This is a genomic window from Peribacillus sp. N1, assembly GCF_054600815.1.
Window position 1 is genome coordinate 463,607 of the sequence record NZ_BAAHZO010000003.1, and the last position, 20,306, is coordinate 483,912.

At 42.9% G+C, this 20,306-nt stretch carries 23 protein-coding genes, 1 tRNA gene and 1 riboswitch; of the genes, 1 reads left to right on the top strand and 23 read right to left on the bottom strand.

All coding sequences use genetic code 11. From position 1 onward, the window contains the following. Nucleotides 1-6: 6 nt before the first annotated feature. The 22 genes from ACYP5M_RS15170 to ACYP5M_RS15275 all read right to left on the bottom strand — a co-directional run bounded on the left by ACYP5M_RS15170 (nucleotide 7) and on the right by ACYP5M_RS15275 (nucleotide 17,739). Nucleotides 7-426 carry a MarR family winged helix-turn-helix transcriptional regulator gene (locus tag ACYP5M_RS15170; protein WP_252279258.1) on the bottom strand — a complete coding sequence of 140 codons (420 nt, stop codon included), beginning with the start codon at nucleotides 424-426 and terminating at the stop codon, nucleotides 7-9. 286 nt (nucleotides 427-712) lie between these two features. Next, nucleotides 713-1,801, bottom strand: coding sequence for a PQQ-dependent sugar dehydrogenase (locus ACYP5M_RS15175; RefSeq protein WP_459735203.1), 1,089 nt, complete (start codon nucleotides 1,799-1,801; stop codon nucleotides 713-715). A gap of 27 nt (nucleotides 1,802-1,828) precedes the next feature. Beyond that, a complete protein-coding gene (locus tag ACYP5M_RS15180) occupies nucleotides 1,829-2,695 on the bottom strand; it encodes a Cof-type HAD-IIB family hydrolase (RefSeq protein ID WP_459735204.1) in 867 nt (288 codons plus the stop codon). Between the two features lie 165 nt (nucleotides 2,696-2,860). Continuing rightward, nucleotides 2,861-3,979 carry a PRK06851 family protein gene (locus ACYP5M_RS15185; protein WP_101223883.1) on the bottom strand — a complete coding sequence of 373 codons (1,119 nt, stop codon included), beginning with the start codon at nucleotides 3,977-3,979 and terminating at the stop codon, nucleotides 2,861-2,863. A gap of 89 nt (nucleotides 3,980-4,068) precedes the next feature. Then, entirely contained in the window at nucleotides 4,069-4,545 is a 477-nt protein-coding gene (ybaK, locus tag ACYP5M_RS15190) for a Cys-tRNA(Pro) deacylase (protein ID WP_101223884.1), read from the bottom strand. A gap of 97 nt (nucleotides 4,546-4,642) precedes the next feature. Next, nucleotides 4,643-6,187, bottom strand: a complete 1,545-nt coding sequence (gene gntK, locus ACYP5M_RS15195; RefSeq protein WP_230176087.1) for a gluconokinase — start codon at nucleotides 6,185-6,187, stop codon at nucleotides 4,643-4,645. 190 nt (nucleotides 6,188-6,377) lie between these two features. Then, entirely contained in the window at nucleotides 6,378-6,503 is a 126-nt protein-coding gene (locus tag ACYP5M_RS15200) for a hypothetical protein (protein ID WP_459735205.1), read from the bottom strand. Then, entirely contained in the window at nucleotides 6,500-6,628 is a 129-nt protein-coding gene (locus tag ACYP5M_RS15205) for a hypothetical protein (RefSeq protein WP_434168174.1), read from the bottom strand. The genes ACYP5M_RS15200 and ACYP5M_RS15205 overlap by 4 nt, the downstream gene beginning before the upstream one ends. A 27-nt stretch (nucleotides 6,629-6,655) precedes the next feature. Further along, on the bottom strand, nucleotides 6,656-6,904 hold the full coding sequence (locus ACYP5M_RS15210; RefSeq protein ID WP_459735206.1) for a GntT/GntP/DsdX family permease: 249 nt from the start codon (nucleotides 6,902-6,904) through the stop codon (nucleotides 6,656-6,658). Nucleotides 6,905-6,911: 7 nt separating this feature from the next. Continuing rightward, on the bottom strand, nucleotides 6,912-7,610 hold the full coding sequence (locus tag ACYP5M_RS15215) for an ATP-binding protein (RefSeq protein WP_459735207.1): 699 nt from the start codon (nucleotides 7,608-7,610) through the stop codon (nucleotides 6,912-6,914). Next, nucleotides 7,607-8,101 (bottom strand): ECF transporter S component, encoded by a 495-nt coding sequence (locus tag ACYP5M_RS15220; RefSeq protein WP_101223889.1) that lies wholly within the window; start codon nucleotides 8,099-8,101, stop codon nucleotides 7,607-7,609. Before ACYP5M_RS15220 ends, ACYP5M_RS15215 begins: the two co-directional genes overlap by 4 nt. A gap of 2 nt (nucleotides 8,102-8,103) precedes the next feature. Continuing rightward, nucleotides 8,104-8,688: a cob(I)yrinic acid a,c-diamide adenosyltransferase gene (locus tag ACYP5M_RS15225; protein ID WP_101223890.1), complete on the bottom strand. Its 585-nt coding sequence runs from the start codon at nucleotides 8,686-8,688 to the stop codon at nucleotides 8,104-8,106. A 14-nt stretch (nucleotides 8,689-8,702) separates the two neighbouring features. Then, nucleotides 8,703-9,167 carry a bifunctional adenosylcobinamide kinase/adenosylcobinamide-phosphate guanylyltransferase gene (locus ACYP5M_RS15230; RefSeq protein ID WP_459735208.1) on the bottom strand — a complete coding sequence of 155 codons (465 nt, stop codon included), beginning with the start codon at nucleotides 9,165-9,167 and terminating at the stop codon, nucleotides 8,703-8,705. Beyond that, on the bottom strand, nucleotides 9,083-9,700 hold the full coding sequence (locus ACYP5M_RS15235) for a histidine phosphatase family protein (RefSeq protein ID WP_427573338.1): 618 nt from the start codon (nucleotides 9,698-9,700) through the stop codon (nucleotides 9,083-9,085). The genes ACYP5M_RS15230 and ACYP5M_RS15235 overlap by 85 nt, the downstream gene beginning before the upstream one ends. Beyond that, a complete protein-coding gene (gene cobS, locus ACYP5M_RS15240) occupies nucleotides 9,658-10,449 on the bottom strand; it encodes an adenosylcobinamide-GDP ribazoletransferase (RefSeq protein WP_459735209.1) in 792 nt (263 codons plus the stop codon). The genes ACYP5M_RS15235 and cobS overlap by 43 nt, the downstream gene beginning before the upstream one ends. Next, a complete protein-coding gene (locus ACYP5M_RS15245; protein ID WP_459735210.1) occupies nucleotides 10,446-11,021 on the bottom strand; it encodes a bifunctional adenosylcobinamide kinase/adenosylcobinamide-phosphate guanylyltransferase in 576 nt (191 codons plus the stop codon). The genes cobS and ACYP5M_RS15245 overlap by 4 nt, the downstream gene beginning before the upstream one ends. Beyond that, a complete protein-coding gene (gene cobD, locus ACYP5M_RS15250) occupies nucleotides 10,994-12,067 on the bottom strand; it encodes a threonine-phosphate decarboxylase CobD (RefSeq protein WP_459735211.1) in 1,074 nt (357 codons plus the stop codon). The genes ACYP5M_RS15245 and cobD overlap by 28 nt, the downstream gene beginning before the upstream one ends. Beyond that, a complete protein-coding gene (gene cbiB / locus ACYP5M_RS15255; RefSeq protein ID WP_459735212.1) occupies nucleotides 12,042-13,007 on the bottom strand; it encodes an adenosylcobinamide-phosphate synthase CbiB in 966 nt (321 codons plus the stop codon). The genes cobD and cbiB overlap by 26 nt, the downstream gene beginning before the upstream one ends. Further along, entirely contained in the window at nucleotides 13,004-14,476 is a 1,473-nt protein-coding gene (locus ACYP5M_RS15260) for a heme ABC transporter ATP-binding protein (protein ID WP_459735213.1), read from the bottom strand. Before ACYP5M_RS15260 ends, cbiB begins: the two co-directional genes overlap by 4 nt. Nucleotides 14,477-14,482: 6 nt before the next feature. Beyond that, nucleotides 14,483-15,538, bottom strand: a complete 1,056-nt coding sequence (locus tag ACYP5M_RS15265; protein ID WP_402943207.1) for a FecCD family ABC transporter permease — start codon at nucleotides 15,536-15,538, stop codon at nucleotides 14,483-14,485. Continuing rightward, nucleotides 15,501-16,466 carry an ABC transporter substrate-binding protein gene (locus tag ACYP5M_RS15270; RefSeq protein ID WP_459735214.1) on the bottom strand — a complete coding sequence of 322 codons (966 nt, stop codon included), beginning with the start codon at nucleotides 16,464-16,466 and terminating at the stop codon, nucleotides 15,501-15,503. The genes ACYP5M_RS15265 and ACYP5M_RS15270 overlap by 38 nt, the downstream gene beginning before the upstream one ends. A 163-nt stretch (nucleotides 16,467-16,629) precedes the next feature. Continuing rightward, nucleotides 16,630-16,804: riboswitch (cobalamin riboswitch) on the bottom strand. Nucleotides 16,805-16,890: 86 nt separating this feature from the next. Then, on the bottom strand, nucleotides 16,891-17,739 hold the full coding sequence (locus ACYP5M_RS15275) for a polysaccharide deacetylase family protein (protein ID WP_459735240.1): 849 nt from the start codon (nucleotides 17,737-17,739) through the stop codon (nucleotides 16,891-16,893). Nucleotides 17,740-17,968: 229 nt separating this feature from the next. Here ACYP5M_RS15275 and ACYP5M_RS15280 point away from each other — a divergent pair. Further along, nucleotides 17,969-18,042: transfer RNA gene (locus tag ACYP5M_RS15280), tRNA-Arg, on the top strand. Nucleotides 18,043-18,231: 189 nt separating this feature from the next. Here ACYP5M_RS15280 and ACYP5M_RS15285 read toward each other — a convergent pair. After that, nucleotides 18,232-20,220 (bottom strand): acyltransferase family protein, encoded by a 1,989-nt coding sequence (locus ACYP5M_RS15285; protein WP_459735215.1) that lies wholly within the window; start codon nucleotides 20,218-20,220, stop codon nucleotides 18,232-18,234. Nucleotides 20,221-20,306: the final 86 nt, after the last annotated feature.

Genomic DNA, 20,306 nt, shown 5'->3' on the forward strand with positions numbered 1-20,306 from the left:
TCCTTACTATTGTTTTAATTTTTCCTTCAGGAAAATCAACGTTCGTAACGTTGCCTCCCGGTCTTCTTCAGCCAAACCGCTCAATAATTGAAGTTCAAATTCCTCAACTACCTTTTTGGCCTCTTGATAAGTCCTTAAACCTGACTCCGTTAACTGTATTCTCCGTTCCCGTTTATCTTTTCCAGGAACTTGTTCAATCAACTCAAGTTCTTCCAATCGGTTTACCGTCCTGGTTACCGTCGGTTTCTCCACATCTAAATAAGTGCTTATTTCAACAAGCGTAGAACAGCCGAACTGACTCAGATAATATACAATCGACCATTGGGAATGATAAAGATCAACCTTGGCCAATTGTTCATTTAACTTTTTCGTAAATGACCTTGAAAATTGTAAGTTATGATGAAAAAAACCATTTTGAAAGGACAAAGGTATTCCTCCTGTAAAGTAGTTACCTAGGTAACTATACACCTATTCAGTAAAAATGTCTAGCCTTCGGAGGAACGAAAATAATCGTAGACACACTGTGAAAAAACCTCTTTTCAGGAGGTTGGGGCTATTATTTGAGAGTTTGGAGGAAATACTCGTGAATTTGGGGCTTTTACTCAAGAGTTTCGCGCTTTTACTCGTGATTTTATAGGACATAAACCAAAAAGGAAACCCCGCTATTAGCGAGGTTTCCTTTTATATGCTTCTTTTCTCCTGATTGATTACATCAAGGCATATTTAACTGAGATAGCGGCAAACGATAAAGCTTATCATCCTTTTCATCAGGATTTCCTCGGCCGTCCGTATTGTTGCTTATGAAATAAAGAGATTTTTCATCAACGAATACATCGCGTATCCTTCCTGAGCCCGTAATGATATTAGTCAGTTTTCCGCTTTTTACATCATAACTTTTAAGCGCTTCGCCCCTTAAGGCTGCAAAATAGAGCTTTCCGTCAAAATAGGCCATGCCAGAAGGAGCCCATGTATTTTCACCGGAATGAATCAATGGTTTTACCATATCAGCTTTTTGCTCATCGCCCTGTATCTCAGGCCAGCCATAGTTCTTACCCGGATCAATTTTATTTAATTCATCGTGAGCCGAATCTCCATGCTCACTTTCATACAACTGTCCTGCTTCATCCCAAGCAAGGCCTTGTGGATTGCGGTGACCGTATGAATAGACGTATGAATTCGCGAAAGGATTATCGTTCGGAATGGTGCCATCCAGGTTCATGCGCTGAATTTTCCCGCCTAAAGAATCTGTGTCCTGTGCGATCTCAGCCCTTCTTGCATCACCTGTCGTTGCATATAGCTTATCATCCGGACCAATCTTGATCCTGCCGCCATGGTGGAAGTCCCCGCTTGGTATTCCGTCGATTAAGGTTTCCATCTCCTGCCACACATCATCATTTTTTTCTAAAATGACGATTCGATTGATGGGATTCCCGCCTTCTTCATACGTATAATAAGCGAAAGCTTTACCTCTCTTAGAGAAATCGGGAGCTAATAAAAATCCAAGCAACCCAGCTTCCGCTTTTGACGACAATGTCTTTTTTAGGTTGACCTTTTGCCGTGTCATCTTACCCTTGTCCCATTCAACGATAGTTCCCGTCCGCTCCGAAACATACATTGTGTCCCCATTCTTCTGAATCGACCATGGGGCATGCAAGTTCGTTACCAGCACATCCGGATTTTCGCCTAAAGTGCCCGTCACTTCCTTTTCAGGATTCGGCTCGGTTTCAGTGTCATCATCATTCATGTTACAACCAGTTAAAATCAATGCAGCCATAAGGAAAAATAAGAGCAATTTTTTCAAAAGTCTTTCTCCCTTCGATTCATGAGTTTAATAGGCTGACTGTTTAAGTACCTTTAAAATGGCCTCCGCTACACCGGATTCATCATTCTTGCCTGTTACTTCATCACACAGTTTTTTTATTTCGAGCGGGGCATTTCCCATTGCGACAGACAAACCTACCCGTTCAAACATGGATACATCATTATAATTATCCCCAATAGCCATCGTTTCCTGCATCGATCCGGATTTTCCATTCACATATGTTTCAAGTGCCGTACCTTTTTGAGCCGTTTCACTCATGATTTCCACATTTTCACGTCCCGATGAAGTGACTGTAACTCCCTGTCCTTCCAATTTCGAAGCAATTTCATTTAATAAATTTAAATCCTTTGAGAAGCTGAGAATTTTATAATATTCCTCATTCGAACGGCTGAATAACTCGGAATAATCGGGAATGGAAGTTACCTGTCCAAGCTGTAAACGCTCCTCCGCATATTTCCGCATATTCTCAGGGTCAATGTCCGGATTGGCTGTAACGAATACATCAACCAAAACAGATATTGCGTTTTCATAGTCTTTAGAATAAATTCCCTGACTCGTATATATTTCGAAATAAATCCCTTGTTCTTCGAGGAATCCAGCGACCATTTTAGCAGTGGCAGCTGACATTGGATTGGAAGCGGCAATATTTCCATCCTCCGTGAAGAGCGCAGCACCATTTACACAAATGACAGGGCATACGATGCCTGCTTCATCTAAAGCGAACCTTGCTTCCACATAAGATCTTCCAGTAGCAATGATCACTTCCACTCCCTCACTTTGCGCCCTCTGGATAGCGTGTTTATTTTCCTCACTGACCTTTTGCATTTTGTTTAACAATGTTCCGTCCATATCAATCGCAATCGTCTTTATCAATTCAACCGGCTCCTTTTTTCAATATAATCCCTATTTTAACCGAAAGGACGTGGATAAACACGTTTAACAAACCCGTATCTATTCTTGTGTGACTTCCGTCGTTAAAAAATAGTCTTATGTATATAAATAAACTGCACCTAATTAAAATAGGTGCAGTTTGTTTTCTTAATGCAGAATCGTTTGGCTATCGACATCTTGTGCCCGTTCAATGATCTGTTCTTGGATGTCTCTTTGAATGTCATCGATGGCTGTAAAGTCCATTGCTTTTACATAAATCTTTTCAAGTTCGTCATGCAGCTCTTTCGCCTTAGCCAGATTTGCTGTCGCTTCATTCATTTTTGTCCGGTACCTGGTGGAAACATCCTTTATCTGATCGGCATAAATTTCATCTGTTCCAGGCAGGATAGCTGTTTTATATATATCTATGATTTCATCACCTTCACAACTCGGGAAATATTCATGCGGTGATGTGCTGTCAAAAATGGCAATCCCTACCTCCCGGACGATTACCATGTCCAAGCTATGAGGATCGAATCCGCAATGATATACTTCCACATCAAAGCCCCTTTGCTCCGCAGCCTTTGCAATCTTCTTCAGCATCGTTGATTTACCGGAACCTGGACGTCCCTTTAAAAAGTATCGTTTTTGTATTCCCTCAGTAATATTGGGGATGAAATCAACTGCACCTTTTGGTGTAGCTGCCCCTAAGAATCGGTGACGAACATCTGACTTCTTATTAAGGGTTATATCTCTATAAAAGCCTTCTATCAATTTATTGGTCAACCCATTCAATTTAGCGAAATCAATATTTGCTTTATAAATGTCTTCCCATTCATCATGTATCTTCAATGCTTCAGCAAATAGGGCATATGCCTTCTCGAAACTCTTGCTTCTCGCATTCGTCAATCTAATGATGGCCGCTCTTTCAGAAGCCAGCTGCTGGGAATTCCAGGCAGCCCCTAGATTGACATATTCCTCAATGGCCCCAGGTGCCTTCGGCTCAATCACATGCGGCGCGGTCCCATCCACGAGTCCGATTTTCAAAGCGGGAATGATCACTCCATCAATGGAATCATTATCGGACGAACAATGTAAATACTCGATGTCATAGTCTTTATCCAGCCATTCTTGGCCGATTTTTTTCATAATGGTCGATTTACCGGAACCAGGTCCGCCTTTTAAAATGAACAATCTTTCCAGACCTGCCAAATTGGAATCATATAAACTATAAAAACCTTTAGCCGTATTGCCTCCTGCGAAATAATGCATCTCTTTTCCTGTCACTTTCACACTCTCCCTCACAATACAGATGTGATCTTCAAGACAGCGTATGCAGAAATGAACTAATAGGTGAATGCCTACAGGTTAACAGTCTATTTTATTAGGGCAGCAGATTCCGCTTGTGTGACCTCCAGGAATTCTGACGGTTTTAACACGATCTGTGTACCGATCTTTCCTCCGCTTACGATGATTTCAGGCAGGTTTGCTGCACTTTCGTCAATAAAGGTCGGGTATTGCTTTTTCATTCCGATCGGGGAACAGCCTCCCCGAATGTACCCTGTGTATTTTTGCAGATCTTTAACCGCAAGCATTTCAATTTTTTTTGCACCTGCGGCCTTCGCTGCTTTTTTCAAGTCCAGTTCGGTGGCTACAGGAATGACAAATACGTAAAGCTGCTGCGGTCCGTTATGGGTAACAAGCGTTTTAAAAACGGTTTCTGGCGCTTTTCCAATTTTGTCCGCAACAGTGATCCCATCGATTTTTCCGTCGCGGGCATCATAACTCATCATGCCATACTCTATACGTTTGTTATCAAGAATTCGCATTGCATTCGTTTTACTGGCTCCCATTGAAAATTCCCCTTATCGTTTTCTTCCATCTTACCATTTTAATTATCAGGCAAAAAGAAAAGCACAGTGCCTGATGCATCTGTGCTTTCCCTAAAGATCATTCTAAATGACGTCTTTGGAAATCAGCGATTCTCTTGTAGTCGCCTTCCAATTGCCTGCTCACGGATAGATAAATCGACATTAATTCTTCATATACTTTAACGTTCTCTTCGATCGGGATAAGTTCATTCGTTTCACCAACCATACCTTCAACCTCATCAAGGCTTTGGATTTCGCCTAAAGCATATAATCCAAGAACGGCTGCACCTAAGCTTGAACTCTCGAAGCTTTCAGGAATTGTCACGTTTTGATTGAATATGTCAGCCATGATTTGGCGCCAGAGCTTTGAGCGGACAAATCCGCCGCTTGCATGGATCTTCTCGGGGGCACCCGTCAATTCCTTAACAGCAAGAAGGACACTGTACAAGTTATACATCACACCCTCCAGCACTGCCCGGACCATATGGTCACGAGTGTGATGAAGCGCCAGTCCGAAGAAGGAGCCCCTTGCATCGGCACTCCATAATGGTGCCCGTTCCCCTGCCATATACGGATGGAATATCAACCCATCAGAACCAGGTGCAATATTGGAAGCCATATCCGTCAGAATCTCATAGGAGTCCTGTCCCGAAGCCTTCGCTTTTTCGATTTCCACACGGCCCAATTGATCGCGTGCCCATCGGAAGGTGATTCCCCCATTGTTGACCGGTCCGCCGATTACCCAATGATTCTCAGTAAGGGCATAGCAGAATGTCCTGCCTTTCGGATCGGTAAGCGGTCGGTCACTGACGGTTCTTACCGCACCGCTCGTTCCGATTGTCACTGCCAGAACGCCTGGCTTGATTGCGTTTTGCCCTAAGTTGGCAAGCACACCATCACTCGCGCCAATCACAAACGGGGTACCAGCCTGAATATTCATTTTTGCAGCTAATTCCTCACTTATGCCTGAGAGGATATGCGTTGTAGGGACAAGCATCGGCAGCTTTTCAGCCCCAATTCCAGCAATGGTGAGTGCCTCTTCATCCCACTTCAGGTCATTCATGTTGAACATGCCCGTTGCAGAAGCGAGTGAATAATCCATCACATACTCATTGAAAAATTTATAGATGATGTATTCTTTAATTCCTATAAATTTGTCCGTTTCGTTAAAAATCCCGGGATGCTCATTTTTTAACCACATTATTTTCGTGATTGGGGACATCGGGTGAATGGGTGTTCCGGTCCTGTGATACAATTGCATCCCCTGTTCCGAAGCCTTCAGTTTCTTCGCATAGGCAACACTTCGATTATCAGCCCATGTAATGCTATTTGTCAGCGGTCTGCCGTCTTTACCCATGGCGATCAAGCTATGCATCGCCGAACTGAACGATATCAAGCCCAGTTCTTGCTTTTCTATCCCGCTTGCAATCATAACCTCGCCTATAGCAATGATGACCGCTTTATAAATTTCTTCGGGATCTTGTTCCGCCACGGAAGGGGTTGGACTGTGTAGAGGATATCCCCTCGAACAAGATTGGACAACCTCCCCCCCTTTTGAAAAAAGAACAACCTTCGTACTCGTCGTACCAATATCTATCCCCATCATATAACCTGAATGCCCCATATTTACAACATGCTCCTTTCTCTTAAACAATTGAATTCAATAGTAAGATTAGGATAAGTGAAACGACTGATATAATCGTTTCCATAACCGTACAAGACTTTAACATTTGTGCGCCTGTCAAACTAAATCTTTAGCGACATGGATCATAAGCTGCAACGGCTTCATCCACCCCGCTCGTGATCAATACAATTTAAAATGCACTGCACGCCCCGATAACCAAGATGATGGACGCAGTTGGGACGAGGCAGGCGGACATGAATTGGATTAGTTCTTCTTTATTAAAACCTCTAGCGCATCCTAATGCCACAGAAATCATGGGGGCGATGATTGCCTTTCCAATGAAGGCATTCCAAGCAATTCATATGAATCTTCTGCAAACAAAGCACCAAAAGCCTCGATCAACAATAAAAAGACCGGCATTGCCATCATCTTTCCAAGCATGTTACCTAAACCGAAAATGAGTGCCAACTAACGAAGAGTATTACCTATCCCTATCTGAACAGCATCTGCAACATCCCGAATATCCATACCTGCGATAATCCCTAAAATGATGGAAGCGAGAAGTAACGCAATAAGTGCGGACCATTTCGCCTTGGCTATGATAACGATCAAGAGCAAACCATTGTTATGGCTAACAATCAATAAAAGTAAGATCTTAATGAAAAAAGCATCGAACCCGTTCATTTGAGAACTAAACTCGACGCCTGATTCAGTCATGAGAACATCATTCTCCAATGAAAAGAGGACCGGATATGTGCTTGATTTCTTTCTCCATATGTTCAGGATAGGCAATGAGGAAGCAGGTGGATGGTCCTGATGATTTTTCGATATCGACTTTATCACTTATATGCACAGAAACACCTTCACCACTTTGATCCAGGTGCTTCCATTCATATGCTATCCCTTTTGAGCCGACCGGAAGTGCCTGAACGTCTTCCATTTCACATAGGCTTTTATATAAAGATAATGGCGCGACCCAATCTTGCTGTTCCATTACTTCTTCTCCAACGAGCGGCCTGCCGATCAAAGCGATTTTCCGTGAAGGATGCTGCTTTTTAACACGTTCGTTCACTCGCTTACCAATCACCATAAGACCAAGTGCTGATTGAAGAAGCGGCATATTACTTTCTGTGCTGCCAGTAATCGGAAGGTCCTCCATTCCCAATTCACCCAGCCCCTTTTTGACACCCCTGGTCAAGTCCCCCCAGGCTTCATCACCGCAGAAATTATTTAGAACGACGGATACGGGTCTTCCGCCAACTCCCAAACACTCCATGACGGCAACCCGAAAGGAATAATAGCCAACGACCTCATAAGGGACATGGACAAGGTCCTTTTCCTTCAGCCCGATACCGCCGCTATTATCACTAGAAACAATCAATGAATCTGATTCTGAAAATGGCAAAATCAACGAATCACTCATTCTACGAATCCATCTTTAAAAAGCATCTTTTTCAAAACAGGCTCCAAGCGTGGCAGTAAAAGGGCAGCCAATACTACATTTACCGCAGTCGCTGCCGTTAATCCCGGAACCAATAACGTGTAAAAACCAGGGCTGATCAGAAATGCGAAAGGCAGGGCTAAAACGAAGGCATTACCGATAAAGAAGAGGAAAAATGCGCCTACTTTTTTTCCGTGTATATATAAAATGCCAAACATCCATACCAGGACTGCCATTTCGACCATGATCAAAAAGTGGAATGGCCCAAGCGGCATGCCGCCGATGAACGCTGAAATGATATGACCAAGCCCAGCTACTATAGCCCCCGATACCGGGCCAAGTATGACAGCAGCCAAAAGGGCCGGAAAACTATCCAAAGCGATGCTCCCTATCGGTGAAGGGATTTTAATCATTGCCCCTACTGCCGATAAGGCAATGAATATAGCGGTTGCACTAATTTTTCTTACGTCCATGTTTACTCTTTTTCCTTTCTTTTCCCTCCACGGAACACATTTGCGCTGCGGATATATTCCACATCTTTCACACCAACACGGAAATTGATCACACGTGCAACAGCAAAGAAGTAATCCGACAAACGATTTAAATATTGAAGTGATAATGGTGAAACAGCCGCACCCGACTTGATCAATGAAACGACCAATCGTTCTGCCCTTCTTGTAACGGTTCGGGCAATATGAATGGTTGCAGCCGCTTTTGAGCCGCCAGGCAGGATAAACTTTTCCAATTCCGGCGCTTCAAGTATGAAGGCATCTATCCGTTCTTCCAAATAGGTAATGGCCTCATCCGTCAGCTTTTGTGGGGCCTTCTCGGAAACGGTTGCCAAATCACCGCCGCAGTCAAACAACTCATGCTGGATTTTCTCTAGGTCGGCCAGTATATCCTTAAATATCGCTGGATCCAATTCTGTCACCGCTAGACCGATATAGCTATTAACTTCATCAACCGTACCATAAGACTCGACACGGATGTCATCCTTGTCAAGCCGACCTCCGATTACGCTTGTTTGGCCCTTATCCCCTGTACGTGTATAAATTTTCATCCCAATTACCTCCTCTACTTTATTCGCTGGTCAATTCCATACCAGATGATATCAACGCGCCTTGATACGGATGCTACATCTTGAAAGACCCATCCGCAGGCATCGCGCCATCTGCGATCTCTTGCTTCCATCGGCACTATGCCTTTGGTGATATCTGAACCGATCACAATGCAGTTACGGTCATCTCTTTCTTTCTCCCATATTCGCCAATCAGCCATGATTTCCTTCCATTTTTTTCGAATCGAATTAGAATCCATCTTTTCTGCATCTTGTTGAATCCATGCATCCAACCCTTGCAATACAACAGTCTTGCCTTGAAAATCAATCATTTCCGGCTCTTCTTTTCGATAACCGGATAGCCAAAGGACATCATTTTCCAAACCATACAATTGCTTTACCCATTTAGTTTTGCCATTATAGGCGCCTCCTGTAACAAAGTGCAGCGTTCTCCCCTCCTTAAGCTGTTCCGGTCTTCCCATATCAGCTCATATCCCCTGCCATGGGAAATCCTCCAATCAAAAAAAGACTTCTCCTGCGGGGCATAGCGAACCAATAAATCACGGATTACCCCTCCATGCGTCAATATGGCAAACCGGCTCTCCTTACAGGCAATCAATTCGTTCCAGCCCTTATTAACACGCTCGGAAAATGCCGGATAACTTTCACCCCCAGGCACCAGTGCCTCCATGGGACGTTCCAGCCAATTAAGATAATCTCCATCTGCCTTCAACTCATGATACGTCCGTCCTTCCCAATAGCCGAAGTTCATCTCACGGAACGAAGGGTTTTTGATCGGAACTGCATCTGGAAACAGAAGTCGTGCAGTTTCCACACAGCGGGGCAAATCGCTGCTGTGAATTTTTTCATACTGTGGGTAAGAACCCCTTAAGTCCAATATTTCCTTTTCTCCTTCGGTACTTAATGGAGAATCCGTCCAGCCTAAATAGGCCCTTCGCTCATTTGCTACTGTCAGCCCATGGCGAAGTAGTGTAATAGCCACAATATCAGCCATAACCAAAGCTCAACCCCTTCCACGGACGCCCCCAGCACATCCCCCGTTATCCCACCGAACCAACTGATGACTTTACGTTTTATATAAACCAGGAAAATCATTGCAGCCAGGCACATGATGAAAAATAAGGTGACAAGCTTAAAATCGATTGTCCAGGCAATCGCCAGACTTACAAGGAGATATAGCCAATAAATGGGCAAACTGCTTTTCGTTACTGCACTTTGAAAAAAAGCGCCGAGCCCCTCTTTTTTAGCCAGCGGCATCTGGATGAGTAAATAACCCATCACACATTTACTTAAGAGCGGAAGGGCTATGATCAAGAAGTATGTCCATTCATTTATCCTTTCGACAATTTCATAGATAAATAGAAACCGGGCGGCCAATAGGACTATGACGGAGATGACACCGAAGGCACCTGTCCTGGAATCCTTCATGATTTCCAAACGCCGCTCTTTATCCTGATAGGAAAAAAAAGCATCACTTGCATCGATCCAGCCATCAAGATGCAAACCACCCGTTAATGCCATCGCCAAAAACCAGAGGAAAAAGGCAATCGCAAGCGATGACAATGGGGTCCATTCCACTAGTGCATACAAAACACCGCCCAATATCAAGCCTAGCAAAAGACCTACTAATGGAAAGGTTTGAATGGCACGGTGAATATATTTCTTCTCCATCGGAAGCTGCTTCTTTATTGGAAAGACCGTAAAGAACTGCAGGTTAATTAAAAATCCGACCACTCCGCTCATTCCTCCATGCACCCTTTCTTCCGCAATGGAATTCCCGCTTCGACAAGATAGGCTTCATCGGCCTGCCCGACGATCGTTTGATGAAGCAGGCCCAGTGTTTTTCCGTATAAATGGAGGAAATCATCCTGGAAAATCGGCTCCTGCACCAATTCATTGCTCACGACAATTAAACAATTGGATTGTTTTCTAATCTCATTGATCCCGGTTATTATTTTTGAAAAAACGCTATTTAAGAATTCTTCTTCAAGCGGAATGCCAGGGCCGAATAGCTCGTTATCAAGCAGGGTTGTCAGACAATCGAGCAGAATTATGGAATCATGATCAATGTGAGCCTCTATTCTTGTAATATCCGTTGCGTATTCAGAGGTCTTCCAAGCAATCGGGCTGCTTTCTCTATCTTTCCGATGCCTAAGGATCCGTTCACCCATCTCAACATCACTGACACGGCCGCAGGCGAGGTAATGCAAGTTTCCATCCATCTGGAGTGCATACTCCAAGGCTTTTCTTTCTGCGAAGCTGCTTTTTCCGGAACGGACACCCCCGGTTATAAAACAGAGCCTTGCTTTCTCCACTGTCTTACCCCCTCCATCAGTGCTTCGTTATCATGTTCACTCTTCACTGCAAACCGAAGCCACACTCCGTCCAAACCCGGAAAATTATTGGTATGGCGCGGCACGATTCCTTTTTTCAGCAAAAAGGGGAAAAGGGATAGAGATTCATCCTTCACCAAATAAAAATTGACTGTGCTAGCGGAGACATCCAACCCCTGCTCCTCATAAAACCGGAATAGTTTTTGCTTTTGCCATGCAATATAGTCTCTTGTTTTTCTCATATAGGCTTCTTCCGCAAGACAGATTTTCCCCACTTCAAGCGCCACGTTGTTGACGCTCCAATGCGGCTTATAGTTTCTTACCCGTTTTATGATGTCAGGTGCCGCAAGCAAGTAGCCTAGTCTCAAACCCGGGATTGCAAAGATTTTAGTCATTGATCTTAGAATGAGTAAATGTGGAAATGCATTGATTAAAGAAGCATAACTAAAAGCATCTTCCGTAAAATCATAAAAAGCCTCATCCAATACAACCAGGCAATCCGCTTTTTGGCATTCCATGATCAATTCCCTGACTGCATCCCGCTTAAATGAAACACCCGTCGGATTATTAGGCGTACATAAGAAAATTGCATCATATTCGGGTAATCGGGGAATCAATCGCTCCAAGTCCAATTGCCACTCAGGAGCATCAAGCTGGTGGAAATCGACCTTACATCCTGCCGCCAAACAAGCTTCAGCATATTCCGCAAATGCCGGCTGAATGATCAGCACCCTTTGATTGGCTAATCCGTTCGCTACCAGCATGATTATTTCAGCACCACCGTTCCCCATCAAAACGGATTGCTCAGGAAGAGCTTCTTTTTTCGCAATGGATTTTGTCAGTTCAATGGCATGCGGATCTGGGTATTGAAGGATTCCTTCGAAAAATCCAGCCCACTGTTCCTTTATGCGTAAAGGCGGACCCAATGGGTTGATGTTAGCACTGAAGTCGAGAACCCCTTCAGGCATCTCGATTTTCAGCGCTTCATAAAGATAATGAGGATTAGAGCCATGAGAAGGTAATGTCAAGAATAAGCCCCCCTAGCCATAGCATCAGCAGAAATAGAAAAGATGACCGATGCATGATGGTAATCGTTTTTGGTATATGTTTTGCTTCCAATCGAACAAGCGGAACTCCCATCCTCGCACGGTCGGAAACAATTCCTTTGTACATATTACGGCCTCCAAGCTGTATTCCCAAAATCGCAGCAACGCCTGCTTCACACCATCCGCTATTCGGGCTTGGATGTTTTTTTGCGTCATTGAATAATATCTTCCATCTAGCACCAAATCCATGATAGCGGGACTTTGAGCTCAGTAACATCAGGAAACCGGTGAGGCGGCTGGGAATCCAATTCACGATATCATCGAGCTTGGCTGAAGCCCAGCCGAATTGCCCATATTTATCATTTTTGTACCCTACCATGGAATCGCATGTATTAATCGCCCTATACACCATAGCGAGCGGCGCACCGCCAATAGCTGCCCAAAACATTGGGGCTGTAATCCCATCGCTGGTATTTTCCGCTACAGTTTCCACGGTGCCCCTGACGATTTCGGATTCATCAAGATCAGCCGTATCACGGCCCACGATATAGGAAAGCTTTAGTCTCGCTTCAGGAAAATCGCGTTCATTAAGCGGAAGGCAAACATCCATCCCAGCTTGCTTCAAGCCCTTCTGAGCTATCGTAGTTGAAATGACAGCAGCTTCCCAAAGGATACCTGCAAGCGGATGGATTAGATAAGCCAAATAGACGGTAAGACCCGTAATCAATAACACCGCCGATAAGACGATGATCAACATGAAGAGTCCATTCCGTTTCTTATATGCCCCTTTATTGAATGCCAGATCCAGCTTGCTTATCATCGTTCCTATCCATTTGACTGGATGCGGCCAATTTGGCGGATCACCGATTAATAGATCAAGGAAAAATGCCAGCGTAACCGCAAAAAGATGATGATAGATCATAAATCCTCAATCCGTTTCCGATTATTCTTTAATGCTTCCACTGTACAATCATATACACCGCGACTGATCAGCTTCCCTAACGGAGTAATGGTGCCTGCATATTGAAGCTTTGCCCCTCTTTGCGCAGCCGCAATTAAAATGCTGTCAGTCGACGTTCCTGTTGCACATGTATTTGTCAGCTTATCCAGTACATGCAAATCATGAAGGGCTTTTACTTTTGCCTCGGTAGCAGTAACTATGCTGTGGACGAAAGCCTCTTCTGCCAAATGACCATTTACGAATATCCATGTATTTATCGTTCCCGGAGCGAAACTCCAAGAATGCCGGTCAGCTAAAGAAGCGTCGATGGCATTTCCTACACCAGCCGTCACGATAATGAAAACAGAGAAATCTTCAGCTCTTAAAAGCTTGAAAGCAACCGTATCGAGAAAGACAGCTGTCATCATCCCTACTGTCTCCTGAGGTTCAAAACCATGAGCCTTTAAATACTCGGCCATTTCAACATGATGATCCTCGCAGTCATATCCATGATGTACGTGCCTATTCACAAAATATTTATGCCAGCCCGTCCCCGAACCAGTCACTCCGGAAGACATCGTTCTAAGCGGGATCGGCGAATCCAATTGAATCATCTCAGGTCCGACTGTCAGATAGGATTCATCAATTTCCAATGCAATAGTATCATGGCCATACTTTTCCGGAACGATGAACATCTGCGGTTTCGGAAGGGCGGGATGTGGATGTTTTTCGATCGTCGTATGATATACCCCCTGAATCCGTTCCTGTTGAAGCACTTCATTCGGCACATCAACAACCTGAATTTTCCCTTTCTCAAGCAACATCAGCCGATCACAATATAACCCAGCCAAATTCAGGTCATGGAAAATTGAAATAACGGTCAAGTTCTGCTCTTTTGCCATTTTCCTCATTAAATCAAGAAGGTCTTTTTGATAGGAAAGATCCAAGTGATTCGTAGGTTCATCCAAAAAAAGAATTTCAGGTTCTTGGGCAAGTGCCTGTGCCAGCAGAACCCGCTGCCTCTCCCCTCCTGATAATCGTTCAAAATGCAGATCCTGAAAATCGGCTACGCCCGTTTGTTCCATAACCCGTTGAACAATCGCTTCATCATCTGCGGACCAACTATGGAACCAACCTGATTGATGGGCATATCGCCCAAGCGAGACTGTCTCTTTAACTGTATAGGAGAAAGCTAATGAGGAATGTTGAGGGAGCACAGCAATGACCTGTGCAAGTTGTTTTGACGAATAATCCTTCAAATCCCTACCTCTTATCCGTACGCTTCCGCCCTTATAATCGAGCACCCCGCTAAGCATACCTAAGAGCGTCGTTTTTCCGCTTCCATTAGGACCAAGAATCCCGAATAATTCTCCTTTATGTACATCAAAAGAGACAGAGTCCAAAACAGCTTTGTTGTCATATCCACCTGTTAATCCTTTAACTTCAAGCATTCGTTTTTACCCTTCTCTCCGTCTCTTTAATAAAATCAGCGCAAATGCAGGTGCCCCGATAAGTGAGGTAATCACCCCGATCGGCAGTTCCGATGGGGCAATGACCGTCCGTGCTACAAAGTCTGCCAAAATTAAAAATCCGCTTCCTATCAGCAATGACAGCGGAAGCAAATGTTTATGATCAGGTCCCCATATCTTTCGGACAAAATGAGGAATGACCAACCCTACAAAGCCAATCGCCCCTGAAACGGCTACCGCCGCCCCCGTCAATGTCGAACCGGCTATCAAGATCCACATTTTCCGCCGCTTAACATTCACACCTAAGTGTTTTGCCCGGTCTTCCCCGAAAGTCATCGCATTCAATTCACTTGTATTCATGATCAAGATCAACGAACCAATGATAAAAAATGGCAAAATGATTGCAATATAATTCCATCCGCGCATTGAAACGCTTCCCATCAGCCAGCCGATGATTTGTCTTAATTCATCACCCGTCAGCGCAATCATCAATGAAATGAAGGCACTTAAAAACGAGCTGAAAATGATTCCCGTTAAAATGATCGTTTCCACTTTCATCGATCGATCCATTTTTTTTGCAAAAGTCAATACGCAGAGCATCGTGAGCACTGAGCATAAAATGCTCAATGCCGGAAGAGTGTATAAACCGATGAACGGCAGTGATATATTCAAGAATATTGTCAATACGGCGCCGACCGATGCTCCTGATGAAATACCTAATGTGTAAGGATCAGCGAGCGGGTTCCGGAGCAGCCCCTGAAATGCCGCACCCGCAATCGCCAGCGATGCCCCGACCAACCCCGCAAGCAACACACGCGGCAAGCGGATGTTCATCACGATATTCGTCAGCATCACATCCGGATCAGCGGAAATCGGCAAATGAAAGATCTCCTTGCCGATTATTTGTAAAAGTACGGGAATCGGTACTGACACCGAACCAAAGGAAATGCCTACCGTCATTGCGAATAACAAAATTAAAAACGCAATCAAATAGGCAAACGTCCATTTAGTTGTTAAATTGGTTCGGATAGACTGATTTGGCAAGTTCCTCTACTCCCTCTATCAAGCGTGGACCGGAACGGGTCACCAAGTCAGAATGGACATCAAAGACTTTGTTATTCTTAACAGCATTTACGTCTTGCCATCCTTTTCGGCCCTTCACTTCATTTGCTGAATCTTTCGTATAATAACCATAAGTTGTAATGATGACATCAGGATTTGCAGCAATCATCGACTCTTCATCAATCTTTGCCCAACCGTCCAATTCAGCAGCAGCATTATCCGCTGAAATAATAGTAAGCATCTCATTCATGAAAGTATTTTTTCCCGGTGTGTATATTTCCGGTGAAGGCGAAACTTCCACTAAAACGGTCTTCCTATCCTCTTCCTTTACGGATTTGGCTTTTTCCTCGATATCCTTGAGCTTCGTTTTCATATCCGCAACGATTTCGTTTGCCTTGTCATGTTCACCCGTTGCCTGTCCAATCATTTCAATAGACTCATAGACTTGGTCAAAGCTTTGTGCATCATTGACTACGAGGACATCTATTCCAGCATCCTTTAGCTGCTGTAAACCCTCATTCGAATTATGGGCACTTGATGCATGGGCAAGAACAAGGTCAGGCTTCATGGAGACAATCAGCTCCGTGTTCATTTCCATTCCGCCAACTTTTTCAATTTCTTTCGTTTCTTCCGGGTAATTATCATTATCGGAAACACCAATGACCTTTTTACCCAAACCAAGTGCAAAGACCACTTCCGTATTACTTGGTATTAACGAAACGATTTTCTTCGGTTTTTCTTCTATCGTTACTTTTTCCCCAGTTGCATCTTTAATCGTAATCGGGAAAGTTTTGTGTTGAGCATGTTTCGTTTGCTGCTGTTCTTTTCCTTCATCAGTAGCTCCACTGCAGCCGACCATCATGCCTGCAGTAAGCAACATCAACAATATCAGACCAAAAATTTTCTTCATTTTCATTCCCCACAATCTTTTTATTTAATTTCTTTCACCCAATAATCTCGGAAGATGCCCCCAAAACAAAAGCACCTCCCGTTAAACGGAAGGTGCTTGTATGGCAACAATATCATTACGGACTTCTTAGGGTCTGCCACACACCTTCCCATCCGCGTAGGTTACAGGTGTACGAATTTTGGCAGGTCTCCTGGCTCATGGTCATCGTCAACGGCACCTTCCCATATTTCATACAGTGGTACACAGCCGTCAGCTCCCATATACAGTGGCGGGACCGCGCTGGCATTTCACCAGCTTCCCTTTTAAGTCATTACGACACCAAATCGTTCATATGTATATAATTTTCATTGCCTTCATTATACACCATGTAAGAATCGATTATTATATGATTTTTCTGAACAGGTTCGAAATGACCCTTCCACACTCAATGATTTGAAGCATTTTCAATCAATGACGCAAACCCATCGACTGATAAACCGGGTGAAATCCGAACTCGATGCAGGGCATGCATCCCTTGTTCCCTTGAAGCTCCCCCAGGTTCGGTAGTGACTGCCATCTTGTATCCGGCTTCATCTGACAGCCTGAGAGTCTCTTCGTTATACCGGCCAACCGGGTAGGAAAGCACTGTCGTGTCCTGGTCGAGAATACGGTCGAATAGCTTCTTAGACTGGACCATTTCAGCTTCTTGCTGCTCTGCCGTCATGCGGTTCAGCTCCAAATGGTTGATAGTATGGCTTTCGATTGAAATCCCATTCCTGCTCATCTCCATCATTTGATTTTCAGTCAGGTGATGACCTTTATCAATGGACTTCCCGATCATGAAGACAGTTGCTTTCATATCATTTTCTTTTAATATCGGGAATGCCTCCGTGAAGTTATCTGTATAGCCATCATCAAAAGTAAGCCAGACACACTTCTCACTTGGCATCCGATTCTCGGTTAAAACGAGGAATGCCTCTTCAGGAGATAATGTATAGTAGCCATTCTCCCGAAGCCAAACCATCTGTGACCGGAATTCCTCACTTGGAACCCGAAGGCGATTACCTTCAGAAATGCTGTGATACATCAAGATCGGAAGCTGGACGGCGGACTCGGCCGTTATCCAGTCTCCCGTATCGATCTGGCCCTCCAATTCCTGCCCTGCCCCATTATCCGCCGCTTCGACCACTTCGATGTCATCTTCCGCAATCGGTGCAGCTGTTTTTGTGCCTATACCTTCTAAAATCTCTTGTGAGCATGCAGGTAAAATCAAAATCCCCAGCATTGCAACCATCCTTAACACTCTATATTTCCCCACTATCATTCTCCTAATTTTTTTATAGTAAAATAGTACCAGAAAACTAGTGATTAATAAAGTATTCCATTAAATGAAAAAAAGGGAAAGACGAGAGCTTAGTGACCTGTTAAGCATTTATGAGGATTTTTTTTAATAAGTATGTGCTATTAGCTTGAAAAGTTTGCCTATAAGAAATATAATAAATAAGTCGTCGACTTTTTTATATGTCCCAGTAGCTCAGCAGGATAGAGCGACAGCCTCCTAAGCTGTAGGTCGTAGGTTCGATTCCTATCTGGGACGCTAACTAAAAACCCTGTTACAATGCGGTTCTTCCGCGTAGTAACAGGGTTTTTTCTGTGATTTATGGGGCGGTTAGACAAAGTTAATCACAAGTTCATATAAAAAAATCCGAGCCCTGTAAAACACAGAACTCAGATTTTTTATATCAAGATAACCAATAGACCCAAACAAAATTCCCTTTAGCTATACTTACTTTCTATCTAAGCCTATCTCGTTGATTTTTTCTTCAAAAATAGGTCCGAAACTTTCAGAATAAGTATTCGTTAAATGTCTATTGTCCCGGTAAATTATAACATTACCAATAATGGGCTGAAATTCACCGTTCACTTTAAAGTAATCTGTTAAGTCAATTTTATGCAATGATTTATTCTCTTTTTCAAATTGTCTCCAAAAGCTTTCGTCTTTCTGATTATCTACTGAATTCATTTTTTTTGTTGTTTCTTCTATTCCATGTGTTTCTAATGATTCCAGTACATTAAAACTATATCTTGGATCATCACGAACCGCTAACACTTCAATACCATATTCATCTTTAACATACTGCAGCTGATCAACCATCTGTTGTTGTATTTTATTATTAGGCGTATCAGAAGCTGTGGCGTGAGAAATGACAAGATCTACATCTGCATCCTTTAGATAATCGAGAACATTATTGACCCAGATACCTTTCAAATCATCATCCGTATAACCTGTTGAAAAACGTGTACCTGAACGGGTCATATTCAATACACGATAATTATCATCTTTTGTTGCTTCTAATATGGCACCTAACCAATGCTCTGAATGGGAACTGCCGATCAGGGCAATTGTAGCATCGTAATTTTCAGTTTCGCCATATTCCCCAATTTTCAAGTCACTTTCCTTCAACCCTTGGTTACTGCCGTCCAAATGCGCTTGTGGTAAATCATCAAAGACTTCAGAATATGATGGAATTGGTTCCTGATCAGGTATATCATCAGGGTTTTTTACAGCTAACGCTCCTGGATAATTTTTATCGTTTATATTATTTTCCAGCCTATTTTTATCTATATATACTCCAATTAAAAGAGATGCAATCAAGAGTACATTCACACTGCCCATTATCCCGAGTCTCTTGAATGAAAATTTATTGTCCTTTGAGCTTCGGATTGGTTCTTCTATATATCGAGTCATTAAAAAAGAAAGGGCAATTGATGAAATGATAATAAGAGTTCCGACGATGAATCCTGGAGTTTCTTGGACATTATAACGATAGAACTCCAATAATACCCAATGCCACAAGTAGATACCAAAAGCGATTCCACCTAGCTTCACCATTACAGGTGAACCTAAAAAGCGTTTGACACCATATTTTGTATCGCGTGTACCAGACAAAACAATGAATAATGCGCAGGTCATTGGCCATAAGGCAATATAACCCGGAAACATTTCAGATACATTGAAAACTATTCCCGTTAAAATTAAACCGATTAACCCAAGCCACCCTATCACTGTTGCTATATATTTATTTACCTTAATTAATGATAAATTGATACAGAGCAAACTGCCTAAAGCAAATTCCCACACACGTGTCATCGTTATGAAATAAGCCCATGGCTGATTGACAGAAGTTAAATATATGGAGTATATAAAAGAAGAAACAAATAATATTCCTAAAATCGTATTAATTAATGTTTTAACTTTAGTTAATTTATATTTTTTTATTAAAAATAAGATCAAAGTGAATAATAAAAACCAAATTATATAAAATTGTCCTTGTATAGACAAAGCCCAAAAGTGTTCAACAGGTGTTTTCATTTGACTGGAATCTAAATAATCCGTGCTCGAAAAAGCCAGTTGCCAGTTTTGATAGAAAAACATGGAAGCAAATACTTCATGTATAGTTTTATCTAAAATTGATTTAGGTAATAAAAACCAACTTAAAACCAGAACAATTGCAAGAATAAAAAATACAGAAGGAAGTAATCTTTTCATTAATTTTGTGACATATGGAAGAAAACGAAATTCCCCTGTTCGATTAATTGTGGAAACAATTGAAGTAGTAATAAGAAAACCTGAAATTACAAAGAATACATCAACCCCGCCAGAAACACGATTAAGCCATATATGATAAACCGCCACCAGCAGTGCGGCAACAACACGTAACCCTTCGATTTCGGGTCTGAACTTACTCTCAGTATTAATTAATTTTTGATTCATTTGATTCTATCTCCTACCTTTTGTCATGCATACAATTTAAAATTATATCACTTTACAATAATGATTTGTCAACATAGTAGAAAAGG